Raw genomic sequence first — 16994 nt, 5'->3', positions numbered from 1 at the left:
GATGAACGAGGTCAAGAAGATTATAATATAAAGCTTTCAGAAAAGAGAGCTTAAGTTGTTTATGTCATACTAGTTGCCTCTGGAGTAAAATCATCTAGGTAATCTCTAAAAGGGATATGGTGAATATTCCAGTGGAAACAAGTCTTCGTCTAATGCTAGGCAGTGGGCTAGAAAAGCCAGTTTTGAAGTGAAATAACTCATATTTCTTCCTAAAGAAAAAAACCCGGTTCCGAAGAGCCAGGTTTTTATTTTAACTTCGCAGGATGTTTATTCTATCTGAAACACCCTCATTAGCAAATCATTTTCTCCGCGAAATGAGAGATATCCGTATTCAAAATGACAGAATGCGCTTTCGTAGAAACTTGGAAAGAATGGGTGAATTAATGGCCTATGAGATTTCCAAATCATTTGAATACGCTTCAGAAGAAATAGAAACTCCACTTACCTCAACTATTGCACTAGTCCCAACAGATCAGCCGGTAGTCATCTCAGTGATGAGGGCCTCTTTACCATTTTACAATGGGATTTTGAATTACTTCGATCAGGCTGATAGTGGTTTTATTGGAGCCTTTCGAGATGAAAGTAATCCCGGTGAGATCACAGTAAAACTGGGCTACCATGCTAGTCCAAGCGTGGAAGGCAGAATTCTTATTCTGGCAGACCCTATGTTGGCTACTGGAAAATCATTGGTTGAATCGATCCAGACCATACTTTCCCATGGCACACCCAAGCATATTCACATCGCAGCAATCATTGCAGCTCCAGAGGGCATACAATACCTCAAAGAAAACATCTCTTGCTCTTATTCCCTGTGGATAGGTGCGATTGATGAGAAATTAAATCACCAATCCTACATCGTCCCGGGACTAGGTGATGCTGGAGATCTTGCTTTTGGCCCAAAACTTTAATTACTACATGCTTCCTTATTTTCTTTTATTTCTTGGTTTGGTTATTCTCCTTTATGGGGGAAAAATATTAGTAGATGGCGCTTCTGCAATGGCGGTAAAACTAGGCATGAGTGCTGGTTTAATTGGGATGACTGTCGTGGCATTTGGCACCTCTGCCCCAGAGCTATTAGTAAGTGTAAATGCTGCTTTGAAAGGGAATAGCGACATTTCAATTGGAAATGTTATTGGTTCCAACATAGCAAATATTGCATTAGTACTAGGCATAACAGGCCTCTTTTATCCAATTCTAATCCGTAAGAGCCATATCAGGTTTGATTATGTGGTTACCCTATTGGTCACTATTCTATTCTATGGCCTAGCATACAATGGGCTCATAGGATTTTGGGAAGGCATTCTGCTGTTCGCAACATTCATTGCTTTCAACGTGTACCTTTTCAAAAGCCCTGGCGCGGACTTAGTGGACAACACAGAAGTAGAAGAGGAAATAGAGCAGGTAAAAGATTACTCATGGGTAGCATCTATCGGATTATTTCTAGGTGGAGTTGCAGGCTTGTATCTGGGATCAGAATTATTGGTAACCAATGCTGTGAAGATCTCTAGAGAATTCGGCATTTCAGAACGGATAATAGGCGTGACAATTATTGCTATTGGCACCAGCTTACCAGAGCTAATCACCTCTATTATAGCAGCATTATCTAAGCGAACTGATTTGGCACTAGGAAATATCCTTGGCAGCAACATTATGAATATCCTATCCATAATCGGCCTCACAGCGATCATTATGCCGATAGGGGTATCTCAGGAATTTATCGATTCTGATTTCCTCTGGATGATTGGGATTACAGTTTTCCTATTCATCCTAATGCGTTCGAAGATGCGAGTTTCTAGAGTGGAAGGCTCTCTTCTTCTTTTTAGCTACTTTGCCTACTTGTATTTCCTGCTATGACAGAACACATTCTAACCTTGTTGGGAATTTATTTTCTGTGTTGGTTTAAGTTTATAGCAGGCCCAGTTTTAGGTTCTGCAGCTGGTTATAGCGTGTTAAAAACTGTTTTGGTGACTGTTGCCGGCATGATGACAAGTGTGATGATTTCCACACTCGTCGGAAGAAAATTTAAAAAATTATATGAGAGTTATTTCACCGCCAAACCTAAACTTATATTCTCTAAGAAAAACAGAAGGATAGTTCAGGTTTGGAGAAGATATGGTGCAATTGGTATTGCATTTTTTACTCCTTTGCTATTTACACCTATAGGCGGGACGTTACTCATGGTTTCATTTGGTATGAAAAAACGTAACATCTATCTACATATGATGTGGAGTGCCTGCCTTTGGGCAGTAGTTTTCAGTTTGACGATTGACCAAATTCTGGCTACCCCTTTTATCCAAAACTTATTCCTCTAATTCTTCATCAGGAAGAATCTCTATATCTTTTATCAGAACCCGCTCAGCTATTGCTTGTCCAGTCAAGGTAGCAGCAAGACCTCCCATAGCAGTTTCTTTATAGCGACTTTCCATTGAAGCCCCTACCTCTCCCATCGCATCAATACATTCATCTACGGGTATCACGGCACTCACATTAGCCAAGGCAATCTGCGCAGAACTGAATGCAATCGCTGCAGCACTAGCATTTCGAACCACACATGGTACTTCTACGAGTCCCGCCACAGGATCACAAACTAATCCAAGCATACATTGAATAGTGATCGCCACTGCATTAAAAATCTGATCTGTATCTCCTCCTAGGCTGTACACAATCGCACCTGAAGCCATTGCAGCGGCAGAGCCAGTTTCTGCCTGACATCCCCCCACAGCTCCAGCCAAACTCGCTTTATCTTCAATGATCAAAGCAATACCCGCTCCTACTAGGAGCCCATCTACGATTTGATCATCACTCAATCCATGGATTTCTTGTAGCGTAACCAGCGTACCAGGGAGAATCCCACTTGCCCCGGCAGTCGGTGCAGCAACCACTCTTCCCATGCATGAATTAACTTCTTTGGCGGCTAAAGCACGAGAGATTAATTTTTGGAATTCTGGAGAAAGTACAGTCAGCGGATGATTGTACACTTTTTTCGCTCCGTTATTGATCATTCCAGAACGAGAGGTCATTTCCTCTTCCAAACCTGTTTTAACAGCATCTTTCATCACACCATATGCCTGAAGAAGACCCGCTTTAATTTTCTCTCCTTCTCCATTCTTTTGATCTACTTCATATTCGATCACAGATTCTGGTAGGGAAAGATCGTTCTCTTCGCAGTAGCTTTTCCAGCCCTTGAAGGATTCAAATAAATAGCTCATACTATGTGGGTTTATATACTTTTAATTTGCTTATCCGCAATAATGCCAATTAGCATATTTTAATGGATTGAAAGGCAGGATGACCTCCTAATAGCTATTGGGAGACGGGTGACCAAAGTCACCGCAACCTTGGAGTTTTCAAATTCCTAGCATAGTTTCGTCCTAGACTATTTCTCTCAAAAGTCAAAATTCAATGTCTGCTTAATGGCAGGATCCAAACTCAACGCAACTGGACAAGTCTTGGCTGCGTTCTTTAATTTTTGGATCGTTGCAGCATCATTTATTGGCTTCTCCCAATGAAAATCAATTACAATTTCACTTATTTTTCTTGGAGTCGCTTGCATTATTTTGGTTACTTCCCAAGTTAGGCCTTCCAATGAAATAGAATCACGATTTGCAACAATTCCCATAATCGTAATCATGCAACTTCCTAAGGCACTCGCTACCAAGTCAGTCGGAGAAAAGGCTTCACCTTTTCCATTGTTATCTACAGGAGCATCCGAAAGTATTTTTACTCCAGATTGCAGGTGTACAGATTCAGTTCTCAAATTCCCTAAATACGAACTTTTTATAGTGGGCATAAACTCTTAGATTTAAAATCAGTTAAACTACTTACACCCAAAAATAGGGCTATATTCTCGACCAATTCGAATGAACAAGCTGAAATTCATTTTACCGCTTCTAATACTTTCCTTTTCTATAGAATCTTTTGCACAAAGAGAAGATGTAGGTAACTATGAATATGACAAGGAATACATGTTTGGCGTCAACAAAAACACTAATGGAGGACTTATTGGTGGTTTTGTGTTTAAAGCAGGAACACGAATTGACGACACTCAGTTTAGCTTTTGGGCACTGGAATTCTCCAATGTCAAAAACCCTAAAGAAACTCGTTACACTACAGCACTTGGCAATAGCTATATTTTCGGAAAGTCTAATTACCTCTATTCAATTAGACCACAATATGGTAGAGAGATCATTCTTTTCAAAAAAGCTCCCAATCAAGGCGTGCAAGTATCAGCTCTAGCTGCGGTCGGACCGTCTTTTGGACTTATCGCTCCTTATTATATTGAATATGCTATAAATCGAGTAGAAACGGTAAATGAGCAGTATAATTCCGAAACTCATCAAGTTCCAAGTTATATAATAGGTACAGGACATCTATTCGAAGGATTGGGGCAGTCTGAATTTGCTATTGGAGGAAATTTAAAAGCAGCTTTAAACTTTGAATTTGGCGTTTTCCGCTCAAATGCAACTGGATTGGAACTTGGATACATGCTCGAAGGGTTTACCAAAAAAATACCGCTGATCCCTACTACAGAAAATAGACAGCTGTTCCAATCAGTTTATTTCACGTTTTTCTATGGGTTCAGACAGTAAGTCAACTTGGGTTTTGCCCTTTGCTAACTTACCTTTGCATCAAATCAGAAATCAATGATCGAATTACCTGTAATTTCCCAAGAAGCTACTCGAAGAAAAAAGCCAGATTGGCTTAGAGTGAAACTCCCTGTTGGAAAAGAATACGCCAAAGTCCGAAAACTGGTAGATGAGCACAAGCTTCATACTATATGTGAAAGTGGCAACTGCCCAAATATGGGAGAATGTTGGGGTGCTGGCACAGCTACTTTTATGATTTTGGGAAATGTGTGTACACGCTCCTGCTCATTTTGTGCAGTTGCTACTGGCCGACCACCTGAGTATGATACAGACGAACCTAGAAGAGTAGCTGAGGCAATCAAACTGATGGGCGTAAAGCATGCTGTATTGACTTCTGTGAACAGAGATGAGCTGAAGGATAAAGGTGCTGAAATCTGGTATCAAACCGTCGTTCAGACTAAAGAGCTTTCTCCGGAGACTACTATAGAAACTTTAATACCAGATGTGAAAGCAAACTGGGATGCACTTTACAGAATGATTAGTGCTGGTCAAGAAGTCGTTTCTCATAATATGGAAACTGTGGAAAGCCTATATAGAAGAGTTCGCCCTCAGGCAAAATATGCCCGTTCCTTGGAGCAAACCAAATTGACGAAAGAGTTTGGTAAAAGAACCAAAACAGGCATGATGTTAGGTTTGGGAGAGAAAAAAGAAGAAGTTTTAAAAGCGATGGACGATCTAGCTGAGCATGGCTGTGATATCCTGACTCTTGGACAATACCTGCAGCCGACCAAGATGCACATCGAAGTTGCAGAATTTATACATCCCGATCTTTTTGCAGAATACAGAGAAGAAGGACTGGCAAGAGGGTTAAAATACGTAGAATCAGGACCATTAGTGAGATCTTCGTATCACGCAGAACGTCACGTAAACGTATAAAATTTATACAAAAAATAACAAGCACACTTTCGGGTGTGCTTTTTTTATGCCTAATTATTTAATATTTTAAAGCTATTTATAATATTCACTAAACTTTTAACCAAATGGTAAAAATTGAAAAAATCGGAGTAGCCTCTGCTTCCAAAATTTATGGTTTGACACTTGGCATTCTTGGCTTTGTGATCGGTATATTCTATGCATTATTCCTATCTGCATTCTCTGGTCTTATAGATGATTTCCCTATCGCTGGCGCAGGTGGAATAGGACTAATAATGGTAATCGTGTTCCCTATAATGTATGGAATCTTTGGCTTTATCATAGGAGCTTTGGGATCCGTAGTTTACAATTTCGTAGCCTCGAAAGTCGGTGGATTGGAAATTCAGCTTTCGAAAGAGGATGAGATTCCGTTAATGTGAGGATTTTCTTATTTATTTAAACTTGAACACACAGGGTGAAACGTGATGCCATTAGTTAATGAGCTTTCCAAACTTTGGTGACATCCGCATGTACTTTGTGACATCCGCGGATAAAAAGAAAAGGGCTACCAAATCGGCAGCCCTTTCTCAAATATTATAAAAGCTAATTAAGCTTCTTCGCTAGCGTAATCTTCCACTGGAATACAGCTACAGATCAAATTTCTATCTCCGAAAGCAGAATCAATTCTTCGTACACTTGGCCAGAATTTATTTCCTTTCACAAAGGCAAGCGGATAAACTGCTTTTTCTCTGGAGTAAGGTAAATCCCAAGTATCCGTAAGAACCATCATCGCTGTGTGTGGCGCATTTTTCAATACGTTCTCTACTTTGTCTGCAGTTCCATCTTCGATCTCCTGGATCTCAGCACGAATAGAAAGCAATGCATCACAGAATTTATCAAGTTCAGCTTTGGTCTCAGATTCAGTTGGCTCGATCATCAAAGTACCTGCTACTGGGAATGAAACTGTTGGCGCATGGTATCCATAATCCATCAATCGCTTTGCGATATCTTCTACTTCCACTCCTACTTCCTTGAAAGCTCTGCAATCTACGATCATCTCGTGCGCCGCTCGTCCTTGAGTTCCTGTATATAAAATAGGGAAATGATCTTTCAATCTTTCCTTAATGTAATTAGCATTCAGGATGGCCATCTTCGTAGCATTGGTCAAGCCATCTGCTCCCATCATTGCGATATATGCATATGATATTGGCAAGATACTCGCACTACCATAAGGTGCTGAAGAAATCGATGATACTGCTTGCTCTCCGCCAGCTTTCACTAGTGGATTGCCTGGAAGGAAAGGTGCCAAATGACTCGCTACGCAAATCGGCCCCATACCTGGTCCACCTCCACCATGAGGAATACAGAAAGTCTTATGAAGGTTCAGGTGACAAACATCTGCTCCGATTCTTCCTGGACTAGTTAATCCTACTTGTGCATTCATGTTAGCCCCATCCATGTAAACCTGTCCACCATTGTCGTGGATGATTTGGCAGATTTCCTGAATCGCTACTTCAAATACTCCGTGAGTAGAAGGATAAGTTACCATCAGTGATGAAAGATCCTTGGAATGAGCTGTTGCTTTCCCTCTTAGATCTTCCAGATCAATGTTTCCTTTCTCATCACATTTCACTAACACGACCTTCATGCCTGCCATGACAGCGGAAGCAGGATTAGTACCGTGAGCAGATGTTGGAATCAATGCTACATTTCTATGATGATCTCCTCTGCTTTGGTGATAGGCACGGATTACCATAAGACCAGCATATTCCCCTTGTGCACCAGAGTTTGGCTGAAGAGAAGTGTCTGCAAAGCCAGTAATTTCATTCAACCAATGTCTCAAGTTTGCAAAAAGCTCTTGATATCCAGCAGTCTGATCGGTAGGCGCAAATGGGTGCATTTGTCCAAACTCAGGCCATGTCACTGGAATCATTTCTGCGGTAGCATTAAGCTTCATCGTACAAGAACCCAAAGAAATCATTGAGTGAACTAAGGACAAATCCTTATTCTCTAAGCGCTTGATATAACGAAGCATCTCATGCTCACTTTGGAAATCATTGAAAACTGGATGCGTCAAATACTCAGAAGTTCTTACCAAACCTACTGGCAAATCAAAATCTATCTCAGAAGCCAAAGCTGAAAGGTCAGGAACTTCCATTCCTTTTGCTTTTGCAAAAACAGCAACTACCGTAGCCACATCTTCCAGTGTCTTTGCCTCGTCAAAAGACAAAAACACAGTATCGTAATCGTATCGGAAATTCATCTCCGAAGAAAGAGCTAGCGATTGAACAGCATGAATTGCCTTGGCTTCGATAGTCACCTTAATGGTATCAAAATAATTCTTTGAAGATACTTCGTAGCCTAACTGCTCAAGAGATCTTGCTGTAAGTTTTGCTAGTCCGTGCGTTCTAAGCGCAATATTCTTCAATCCTTTTGGCCCATGGTAAACAGCATAAAAACCAGCCATTACAGCCAAGAGCACTTGTGCAGTACAAATATTTGAAGTTGCTTTTTCTCTTTTAATATGTTGCTCACGTGTTTGCAAAGCCATTCTGTATGCTTTGTTACCTTCACGATCCTGAGAAACACCAATGATTCTACCTGGAATCTGACGTTTGTATGCTTCCTTAGTAGCGAAGAAACCAGCATGTGGTCCGCCGTATCCCATTGGCACTCCAAAGCGCTGAGAAGAACCAACCACCACATCAGCTCCCATTTCTCCTGGAGAGGTTAAGAGCGTCAAAGCCAGAAGATCTGCTGCAAAAGCAGTGGTTACGTTGTTTTCTTTGGCTGCAGCCACGATCGCTGAGTAATCACGGGCTTCACCATCAGCATCAGGATATTGGAACAACACCCCGTATAAATTCTCATCTGTCAAATCCAAGGAATCAATTGACCCGAAAACCAACTCAATCCCTACAGGCTCAGCTCTAGTTTCTAGAACAGCTTTGGTCTGAGGGAATACTTTCTCGTCAACAAAAAACTTCGTAGCGTTCTTTTTCTCTCTTGGCTTGATCGCGAAAAGCATATTCATCGCTTCAGCAGCGGCAGTTCCCTCGTCTAGAAGAGATGCATTTGCAAGCTCCATTCCAGTCAACTCCATAATAACTGTCTGGAAATTGATCAAAGCTTCAAGACGTCCTTGGGCGATTTCTGCCTGGTAAGGAGTGTATGCAGTATACCATCCTGGATTTTCAAGAACATTTCTCAAAATCACTCCCGGTACCAACGTATCATAATAACCTAAGCCGATAAATGACTTGAATACTTTGTTTTTAGAAGCTAATTTTTTGAAATCCTTCAAAAACTCCGATTCCAACTTCGCCGCCGGAAGATCCATTGGACGCTCCAATTGGATGGATTGCGGAACAGTTTGGTTGATTAATTCCTCTAAAGATGAGGCTCCGATTTTCTCCAGCATTGCTGATATCTCTGCATCTGTCGGGCCATTGTGTCTGCTCTCAAATTTGACAGCGTTAGAAAGATTGATCTTCATATAAGAACGTTAAAGACGATGAACTATTTGGGTATGAAATGGCTATTTTTTCAAGGCGCAAAGGTACAATATATTGAAAGATAATGCTTTCAAGAAACTCATTTTTTCCTCATAATTACATCATAATATATAAGCGGTTTATTGAAGGGGAGAAAAATTCTCTAGTTTAGCGCCAGAATAATAAAAAGATTGAAATTGATCAATAGTTCATAAGCTAAATAAGTAAGTGAATCAAAGATCAGTCCCATTCTCAATTAAAAAACCTAACTATAAACTGATGAATAAAAGTCTGTTATTGACGGGCGCAATGGCTCTTGGCCTAGCGTTACCGTCGTTGGCACAGCAACCTGCACAGGTGAAATATGCCAACACTATCACCGCTGGAGACCTGAAAGAGCGTCTTACTTATCTTGCGTCTGACGAAATGAAAGGTAGGGATACTGGTTCTGAGGAGGCAAAAATAGCTGCAAATTATTTGGCAGACTTTTATAAAAAAATTGGCTTGGCAGCTCCAGTAGCAGGAAGCTATCATCAGGCTGTAGAGCTTGTAAGTACTTCTTTTGGAGATATTTCTTTGAAAATAGGGAAAACCAAATTGGTAAATAATAAAGATTTTGTTTTCACTGGAGACGGCAACATGAAGAAAGCTACAAAAGCTGATCTTGTGTTCCTAGGCTTGGTGACTGACGAAAACTTGGCTAAAGTTGACGTAAAAGAGAAGCTAGTCGGGATCTGGGCAGTAGGCCTAAGATCAAACGACCTCGTGAAAAAAGTGATGGACGCTGGAGCTGCTGGAATTGTAATTGTAAGCATGGAAGGTCAGGCAAACTTTGACCGTATAGCTGGCCGTTACCAAAGTTTAGCTGGAAAAGGACGCGTTGGTTTTGATAAGCCTATTGAGCAGAAACCATTATTTATGGTAAGCTCTGATAAAATGGCTGAGTTATTCAATACGCCAGTTGAGCAATTGAAAGAAGCTGCAAAAGCAAATCCTGAGTCTATCAAATCTCAAAAAGCTACTTATCAAATCCAAAAGAAGGTAGAGAAAGTAGAAAGCTCTAACGTAATGGGCTACCTAGAAGGAACTGACAAGAAGGACGAATTAATCGTTATTTCATCACATTACGACCACGTAGGTGTGAGCAGCACTGGCGAAGTATTCAATGGCGCAGATGACGATGGATCTGGAACTGTGGCAGTTACTGAGATTGCTGAGGCATTTGCTGCAGCAGTAAAAGACGGCATCAAACCAAGAAGATCTATCCTTTTCCTTAATGTAACTGGTGAAGAAAAAGGTCTTTTGGGATCTGAGTATTACTCTGACCACCCAATCTTCCCATTGGAAAACACCGTAGTGAACTTCAACATAGACATGGTTGGTAGAATTGACTATGAATATGATAAAGAAGAAAATAAGGATTTCATCTATGTTATCGGATCTGAAATGCTATCAACAGATTTGAAAAAAATCCTAGAATACAATAACATCACCTATTCTGACTTGATCTTGGACTACAGATATGATGCTGAAGATGACCCAAACAGGTTCTACTACAGGTCTGATCATTACAACTTTGCAAAGCACAACATTCCAGTTGCATTCTTCTTCAATGGCGTACACGATGATTATCACCAGGTAACTGATACGGTTGATAAAATCGAATTCCCACTTATGGAGAAAAGATCTAAGCTGATATTTTATACAATTTGGGATATCGCCAACAGAGAAAACAAGCCTAGAGTTGACGGAACAAACAACAGACCAGAGAGATAAATTTTCTCTTCAAAATAAATTACGAAGGCTACTGGAGAAATCCAGTAGCCTTTTTTGGTTAAGGTAAGTGGCACAAAAAATGAAAATACATGTCGTTCTTTCAGAGCTTTGCGATGAATCATTGCAGTAATTACCTAACCTGATCGAGCTATCTCAGCTTTTATAGTCTTTCAATCTTGCACCACTAAAAAACATGGTTTTAAGGTTGACAATTGCGCTTTTGGTAAAAATTAATCTCAATATTAACTCATACCATGCTTTTCAGCCTCAATTTCTAGGCAGTTTGAAGGATGCATAATTAATGATCTAAGTCAGGAGACTTAAATCAAATTAAGAGATTTTTTGTGCACATGGTATGTAACTGCAGTGGAGTCCGAGATTTGACAGCTATGTGGACTTCAATGGACTTAAAAATAAATTGATTACACTTTTGCAGTCGTCAGTTTTTATAAAACGATATCTTTGCCAATCGAACGCAATCCAGATCTCCGTGTACAAGTCACTTCTAAAGCCAATATTTTTTCTAAAAAAACCTGAAGATGCTCACCATTTTACGGTGGACTTAACTAAGTTGACTTTTAATCTCCCAATTATTGGTTCGATAGTAGAATCAACTTTTGCTTTGGAAGACAAGAAATTGGAAAGGGAAGTTTTTGGGTTGAAATTTAAAAATCCTGTTGGCTTAGCTGCTGGTTTTGATAAAGATGCCAAGCTTATCGATGAAATGGCGATGCTCGGATTTGGGTTTATCGAAATAGGCACATTAACGCCAAAACCTCAAGAAGGCAATCCACAACCAAGGCTTTTCAGACTTCCCCAAGACGAATCTTTAATCAATCGCATGGGGTTTAATAATGGCGGTGTAGATGAAGCTGTCGAACGACTTAAAAAACGTAAGTCTAATGTATTAGTCGGTGGAAATATTGGCAAAAACAAGTTGACTCCGAACGAAAATGCAGTTGACGATTACTTAATTTGCCTGGAAGCGCTTCATGAACACGTAGATTATTTCGTGGTGAATGTAAGTTCCCCGAATACGCCGAACCTTCGTGATTTACAAGAAAAAGAACCCTTGAAAGCATTATTACAGGCTGTCAAAGCTGCAAATGACCTTAAGCCAAATTCGAAACCTATTCTTCTAAAAATTGCTCCTGATTTGACAGACGGACAATTAGATGACATCATCGAAATCGTACAGGAAACGAAAATTGATGGCGTAATAGCGACCAATACTACCATAGATCGTTCACAATTGAGCACACCACAAGGAGAAGTAGAAGCAATAGGAGCTGGAGGTGTAAGTGGAAAAGTTCTGCGCAAAAGAAGTACTGAAGTAATCAGATATCTTTCGGAGAAGTCAAATCATTCATTTCCAATCATTGGTGTGGGCGGAATCTTTTCTGCAGAGGATGCAATAGAAAAATTGGAAGCTGGAGCCAGCCTGATTCAAGTGTACTCGGGCATGATTTATGAGGGGCCTAGCTTGATCAAAAAGATCAAAAAAGGATTATTGGCTTATTTTTCGCAGTAATTTGTCAATCAAAATTCATTACGCTTACCTTAAATCGGATTTGAATCGAATACATGGCCAATTCACCTAGGACCAATACTTTTAGAAAAAAAGCAGAACCAACCAAAAAGAAAGGCGCAGGCTTGAAAGCTCCGAGTTTTTCTTTTGGGAAGTTTAATTACACCAAGCTAGTCTTGACGCTCGGTATTTTGCTTATGTCTATCGCTGTTTTCCTTTTTATAGCATTTGTTAGTTACCTATTAAATGGCCCTGCGGATCAGAGCTTGGTCATGAACAACCCCGATGAGGCAATTCGCGATACTGCTCGTGAATCTACCAATTGGCTTGGATATCTTGGAGCACAGGCTGGCAACTGGTTAATCTACCGTTGGTTTGGGATTGCAGCTTTTCTATTTCCTCCATTATTATTTTTATTAGGGTTCAAATGGGCATTCAAGATCTCATTGGTTTCACTTACCCGCTACAGCACATTTGCTCTTTTCTTCACATTCTGGCTTGGTTTACTCACTGGATACATTGTGATTTTAGTACAAGGCTATTCTTACTGGAGCTTCCTTTCCGGTGGGTTTGGCTATGAATTGGCTAAGCTTTCTGCGGATTTTTTAAGCTGGGGCACCTTTATTTTGCTAGGTGGATCGATGCTTATTTTCGTGATTTTCTTCTTTGATATTGACAAATTAGACTGGTTTAGCAGCAAAACTTCCGATTCAGATTTGGCAGATGATGATTTGGAAAATGATGCAACTTCACCTGTAGAAAATCCTTTTGTAGCTAAGGACGAAATTGAGGAGGAGGAAGAAGAAGAACTAGATGACGATGGAAGCTCATGGACTATCAAAGAAGATAGCGTAGATGAACCTATAGCGCTCAAGCCGGAGTCAAAGCCGAAGAGAGATGAGATCGCATTTGATGTACCTCAGTTAAATATTTTAGACCCAATAGTAGAGCGTGAGGAAGAAAAGAAATATGAGGAAAAAAACTTCTCCGTTGTTAAAACTGCTGGAGAAGAGAAAACCGCTGAGGAAGTCGAAAATCTAGATGCTTATGACCCAACACTGGATCTCCCACATTATAAATACCCTACGCTTGATCTGCTAAATGAATACGACGTCCAAAAAGTTACGGTAAGCAGACAGGAATTAGAAGATAATAAAAACAAGATTGTAGAGACGTTAATAAACTTTAAGATTGGAATTCAAGAGATCAAAGCTACGATTGGACCGACGGTCACCTTGTATGAAATCGTTCCGGAGCCCGGAGTAAAGATCTCTAAAATCAAGAATTTAGAAGATGATATTGCCTTGAGTTTAGCAGCTTTAGGAATTAGAATTATAGCTCCTATTCCTGGAAAAGGCACAATTGGTATAGAAGTTCCAAATAAAAATAGAGAGCTCGTCCCAGCACGTGCTGTTTTGGGCACAGAGAAATTCATGCGCTCGGACAAGGACCTTCCTATAGCTTTGGGCAAGACAATTACAAACGAGATATTTGTAGTTGATTTGGCAAAAATGCCTCACTTACTCATGGCTGGAGCCACCGGCCAAGGTAAATCTGTCGGCTTGAACATGATTTTGGCTTCTTTGATCTATAAGAAACACCCATCTCAATTGAAGTTTGTTCTGATAGATCCAAAGAAGGTAGAATTAACGCTTTTCAATAAGATCGAAAGACACTTTCTAGCTAAACTCCCTGGAGCTGAAGAAGCTATTATTACCGATACCAAAAAAGTAATTTACACGCTAAATTCACTTTGTATCGAAATGGATAATCGTTACAATCTACTAAAGGATGCTGGGACTAGAAATCTAAAGGAATACAACGCAAAATTTGTTGCACGCAAGCTCAATCCAGAAAATGGCCACCGCTTTATGCCATACATTGTCTTGGTGATTGATGAGTTGGCTGATTTGATGATGACTGCTGGTAAGGAAATAGAAGGGCCAATTGCACGATTAGCGCAGCTTGCTAGAGCCATTGGTATTCACTTGGTAGTAGCTACACAAAGACCTTCGGTAAACGTAATTACTGGTATTATTAAAGCTAATTTCCCTGCGCGATTATCTTTCCGTGTAACTTCTAAAATTGACAGCAGGACCATACTTGATACTGGTGGAGCCGATCAATTGATAGGAATGGGAGATATGCTCTTATCCCACGGATCTGAAATAACCCGAATCCAATGCGCATTCTTGGACACGCCTGAAGTAGATGCTATCTGTGATTGGGTTGGAGAGCAAAAAGGTTATTCTGATGCTTATTTACTTCCTGAATTTGAAGGAGAAGATACTGACAATTCGATTGGAAGTGTTGATTTTTCTGATCTGGACCCGCTTTTCAATGACGCTGCAAGATTACTTGTAATGCATCAGCAAGGAAGTACTTCCTTAATTCAGAGAAAGCTAAAACTAGGATACAATCGTGCAGGAAGAATCATTGATCAGTTAGAAGCTGCAGGAATTGTAGGAGCATTCGAAGGATCTAAAGCACGAGAGGTGCTCGTTCAGGACGAAGCCAGTTTGGAACGGTTATTGAATAGTTTGTAAAAGCTGTGAAATTCGTTCAAACAGCCTAATTACATGAAAAAATTCACCTTAGTTTATACATTATTTCTTGCTCTTTTCTTCTCATTTGACGCTACCGCGCAAAAAGACCCAAAAGCAAAAACTGTTTTAGATGCCATGAGCCAAAAATTTCAGGCAATGAATGGTTTTACGGCAAACTTCGATTTTACTTTTCAAGATGCTAAAGGCTCTGGAGACAGACAAACTGGCGAAATAGCAGTTAAAGGAGAACAGTACCGTCTGAAACTTCCAGATCAAGAGATCTATAACGATGGTAAGACTGTTTGGACATTTATCCAATCTGACAATTACAAAGAAGTGACTGTCAACGATGCGAGCCAAATGGAAGGCGAGCTGACTCCTTCCAACATATATCGACTATATGAGTCAGGCTATAGCTACAAGCTGTTGGGAGAAAAGCAATTCCAAGGCAAAACTGCTCAGGTTATTGAATTATTTGCAGAGAAAAATAATGCGCCATTCGAGCAGGTTAAACTTATAATTGACAAAAGCAGCTCTAATCTTCTGGGCTGGGAAATGTTTGATGGTCAAGGAGGCGTATTTTCCTATACTTTCAAAAACCTTAAACTTGATGCAAATCTGCCTGCTATCTACTTTGTATTTGATGCTAAGCAGTATCCTGGTATTGAAGTAATTGATTTGAGGTAAACTGATATATTTTTTCTTTATACTAGTAGTCTTTAAACTACCACTATGAAGATCCAAGTCCTCTCACTTTTTCTACTCATTTTTATAGTCTCATGCCAGACGAAGAATAATCAAGCCGAAAACAGCACGAATGAATTGTCCAGCTATAAACTTGAAATAGTAGATTCTTTAACGGTTCAGAATATACTTGCCAGAGTTTTTATGTTCCAAACAGCAGACAAGGATCACGTCATCTTCAGGGATGGGGCTAGCTCTGATGTTTACCTTTTCGACAGAGATGGAAATCTTATTGATAAATGGGACAAGACTGGTGACGTACCGGGAGCTTTCTCCATGTCTGCGGGGAATTTCGCCCGAGACAAAGCCGGGAATTTGGTGATTTTGGACATCATGAATGGCCTGAAGGTCTTGAAGAAAAACGGAGACATAGTCAAGAATTTTGGGATTTATCAGAACCAATATAGTCTAGGAGGAGCATTTTCACTTTTCAAAACCTACGAAGTCATCCAAAAAGATGGCAAGGAATACCTACTTTATTCTCTTGATGTAATCGAAGAGCCAAGAGGTGATTATAGCTCTGAATTTCTACAAACAAGAAAGAACTTACTTCTTACTAACCTCGAAACTGAGGAGACTCAGACATTTTTACCCTTCCCAGAAGGCTCCCAATTCCTAAATGGAAATGTGTATTACTTCAGTGATTTTAGACCAGTCTTCTCGTATGACGAAAAATCACAGGTTCTCTATCTGGCTTTTCAGAATGAGCCAATCCTTTATACCTATGATTGGTCTGGAACTGAACCTGTTTTGAAAGAGAGAACAGCCTTGAATCTTGATGGATTTTTAACAGGGATAGGATATGAAAAAGGAGCTGTGGATTTTGCGAAAATTGCAGACTATAAAATCAACCCCTACCCTTCACAAATTTTAAATATAGAAAAGCATGAAAAAGACTTGTTAATTACATTCAAGCCAACTCCAGCGGACAAGAGCGATATAGCCCTCGTAGCGGCGGGAGAAGCATCAAAAGAACTAAAAGCAAAACTATCTGAAGAAGTAAAAAAACGAACGGTTGTACTTACACAGGCAGGGGATATTATCCCTTTAATATTGCCAGAAATGAACTCCTATGATTTCGCAGTAATCGGCGAAGATATCTGGTGGATGAAAAAACACACCGGAGAAGAAGAACAGGAGGATTTTACGGTGTATCGAGGGAGATTGTTGAAGTAGTAAGAAGTTCTAAGCAAATCTGGAAAAACTAAGCGATTCATGCTGATTAAATATAGAAAATAAAATACGCATGAGAGATCGATTTGCGTATTTAGCTTGCCTTAAGAAATAGAACACACTAGATCGACGTTTCATTAATTCTCAAGTTCACTTTTGGTTAAAAAAATTCTAACACATTTAACATTATCCTTAGAAAAATTTGGCCAAAAAAAAACCGATCATTTCTGATCGG

Annotated in this window: 14 protein-coding genes; 11 read left to right on the top strand and 3 right to left on the bottom strand. The window is 40.0% G+C overall.

Going from position 1 to position 16994, the window contains the following annotated elements:
• The first annotated feature begins 263 nt into the window (after positions 1-263).
• Genes upp through BVH02_RS05555 form a run of 3 tightly spaced genes read left to right on the top strand, consistent with a single transcriptional unit; the run spans position 264 to position 2312 of the window.
• Positions 264-908, top strand: a complete 645-nt coding sequence (upp, locus tag BVH02_RS05565) for a uracil phosphoribosyltransferase (protein ID WP_086499998.1) — start codon at positions 264-266, stop codon at positions 906-908.
• Positions 909-915: 7 nt separating this feature from the next.
• A complete protein-coding gene (locus tag BVH02_RS05560) occupies positions 916-1854 on the top strand; it encodes a calcium/sodium antiporter (RefSeq protein ID WP_086500659.1) in 939 nt (312 codons plus the stop codon).
• Complete coding sequence (locus BVH02_RS05555; RefSeq protein ID WP_086499996.1) at positions 1851-2312, top strand: hypothetical protein; 462 nt, start codon at positions 1851-1853, stop codon at positions 2310-2312. Before BVH02_RS05560 ends, BVH02_RS05555 begins: the two co-directional genes overlap by 4 nt.
• On the opposite strand, the gene sdaAA is transcribed toward BVH02_RS05555, so the two are convergent.
• Positions 2301-3209, bottom strand: a complete 909-nt coding sequence (sdaAA, locus tag BVH02_RS05550; RefSeq protein ID WP_086499995.1) for an L-serine ammonia-lyase, iron-sulfur-dependent, subunit alpha — start codon at positions 3207-3209, stop codon at positions 2301-2303. The genes BVH02_RS05555 and sdaAA overlap by 12 nt on opposite strands.
• Positions 3210-3385: 176 nt before the next feature.
• The gene (locus BVH02_RS05545) at positions 3386-3790 is read right to left on the bottom strand and encodes an OsmC family protein (RefSeq protein WP_086499993.1); all 405 of its coding nucleotides are present in this window, start codon (positions 3788-3790) and stop codon (positions 3386-3388) included.
• A 70-nt stretch (positions 3791-3860) separates the two neighbouring features.
• On the opposite strand from BVH02_RS05545, the gene BVH02_RS05540 reads away from it, so the two are divergent.
• The 3 genes from BVH02_RS05540 (at position 3861) to BVH02_RS05530 (ending at position 5938) form a co-directional block, all read left to right on the top strand.
• Entirely contained in the window at positions 3861-4589 is a 729-nt protein-coding gene (locus BVH02_RS05540) for a hypothetical protein (RefSeq protein WP_086499991.1), read from the top strand.
• 54 nt (positions 4590-4643) lie between these two features.
• Positions 4644-5522, top strand: coding sequence for a lipoyl synthase (lipA, locus tag BVH02_RS05535; protein ID WP_086499989.1), 879 nt, complete (start codon positions 4644-4646; stop codon positions 5520-5522).
• A 104-nt stretch (positions 5523-5626) separates the two neighbouring features.
• Positions 5627-5938 carry a hypothetical protein gene (locus BVH02_RS05530; RefSeq protein ID WP_086499987.1) on the top strand — a complete coding sequence of 104 codons (312 nt, stop codon included), beginning with the start codon at positions 5627-5629 and terminating at the stop codon, positions 5936-5938.
• Between the two features lie 167 nt (positions 5939-6105).
• On the opposite strand, the gene gcvP is transcribed toward BVH02_RS05530, so the two are convergent.
• Positions 6106-8994, bottom strand: a complete 2889-nt coding sequence (gene gcvP / locus BVH02_RS05525) for an aminomethyl-transferring glycine dehydrogenase (RefSeq protein ID WP_086499985.1) — start codon at positions 8992-8994, stop codon at positions 6106-6108.
• A 277-nt stretch (positions 8995-9271) separates the two neighbouring features.
• On the opposite strand from gcvP, the gene BVH02_RS05520 reads away from it, so the two are divergent.
• From BVH02_RS05520 to BVH02_RS05500, 5 genes are all read left to right on the top strand, one after another.
• Positions 9272-10768 (top strand): M28 family peptidase, encoded by a 1497-nt coding sequence (locus BVH02_RS05520; protein WP_086499979.1) that lies wholly within the window; start codon positions 9272-9274, stop codon positions 10766-10768.
• A gap of 490 nt (positions 10769-11258) precedes the next feature.
• Complete coding sequence (locus tag BVH02_RS05515) at positions 11259-12299, top strand: quinone-dependent dihydroorotate dehydrogenase (RefSeq protein WP_086499977.1); 1041 nt, start codon at positions 11259-11261, stop codon at positions 12297-12299.
• A 53-nt stretch (positions 12300-12352) separates the two neighbouring features.
• Positions 12353-14842, top strand: a complete 2490-nt coding sequence (locus tag BVH02_RS05510) for an FtsK/SpoIIIE family DNA translocase (RefSeq protein WP_086499974.1) — start codon at positions 12353-12355, stop codon at positions 14840-14842.
• Positions 14843-14875: 33 nt separating this feature from the next.
• On the top strand, positions 14876-15529 hold the full coding sequence (locus BVH02_RS05505) for a LolA family protein (RefSeq protein ID WP_086499972.1): 654 nt from the start codon (positions 14876-14878) through the stop codon (positions 15527-15529).
• Between the two features lie 45 nt (positions 15530-15574).
• Positions 15575-16762, top strand: a complete 1188-nt coding sequence (locus BVH02_RS05500; RefSeq protein ID WP_086499970.1) for an NHL repeat-containing protein — start codon at positions 15575-15577, stop codon at positions 16760-16762.
• Positions 16763-16994: the final 232 nt, after the last annotated feature.

It is taken from the genome of Algoriphagus ratkowskyi, assembly GCF_002150505.1.
GTDB classification, from domain to species: domain Bacteria; phylum Bacteroidota; class Bacteroidia; order Cytophagales; family Cyclobacteriaceae; genus Algoriphagus; species Algoriphagus ratkowskyi.
Note: the sequence above shows the minus strand (reverse complement) of the source record. Positions and strands in the feature narration are given on the sequence as shown.

Excerpts from the sequence above, each read along its gene's own strand:
- upp (WP_086499998.1), top strand. The coding sequence starts at position 264 with ATGTTTATTCTATCTGAAACACCCTCATTAGCAAATCATTTTCTCCGC.
- BVH02_RS05560 (WP_086500659.1), top strand. The coding sequence starts at position 916 with ATGCTTCCTTATTTTCTTTTATTTCTTGGTTTGGTTATTCTCCTTTAT.
- BVH02_RS05555 (WP_086499996.1), top strand. The coding sequence starts at position 1,851 with ATGACAGAACACATTCTAACCTTGTTGGGAATTTATTTTCTGTGTTGG.
- sdaAA (WP_086499995.1), bottom strand. The coding sequence starts at position 3,209 with ATGAGCTATTTATTTGAATCCTTCAAGGGCTGGAAAAGCTACTGCGAA.
- BVH02_RS05545 (WP_086499993.1), bottom strand. The coding sequence starts at position 3,790 with ATGCCCACTATAAAAAGTTCGTATTTAGGGAATTTGAGAACTGAATCT.
- BVH02_RS05540 (WP_086499991.1), top strand. The coding sequence starts at position 3,861 with ATGAACAAGCTGAAATTCATTTTACCGCTTCTAATACTTTCCTTTTCT.
- lipA (WP_086499989.1), top strand. The coding sequence starts at position 4,644 with ATGATCGAATTACCTGTAATTTCCCAAGAAGCTACTCGAAGAAAAAAG.
- BVH02_RS05530 (WP_086499987.1), top strand. The coding sequence starts at position 5,627 with ATGGTAAAAATTGAAAAAATCGGAGTAGCCTCTGCTTCCAAAATTTAT.
- gcvP (WP_086499985.1), bottom strand. The coding sequence starts at position 8,994 with ATGAAGATCAATCTTTCTAACGCTGTCAAATTTGAGAGCAGACACAAT.
- BVH02_RS05520 (WP_086499979.1), top strand. The coding sequence starts at position 9,272 with ATGAATAAAAGTCTGTTATTGACGGGCGCAATGGCTCTTGGCCTAGCG.
- BVH02_RS05510 (WP_086499974.1), top strand. The coding sequence starts at position 12,353 with ATGGCCAATTCACCTAGGACCAATACTTTTAGAAAAAAAGCAGAACCA.
- BVH02_RS05505 (WP_086499972.1), top strand. The coding sequence starts at position 14,876 with ATGAAAAAATTCACCTTAGTTTATACATTATTTCTTGCTCTTTTCTTC.
- BVH02_RS05500 (WP_086499970.1), top strand. The coding sequence starts at position 15,575 with ATGAAGATCCAAGTCCTCTCACTTTTTCTACTCATTTTTATAGTCTCA.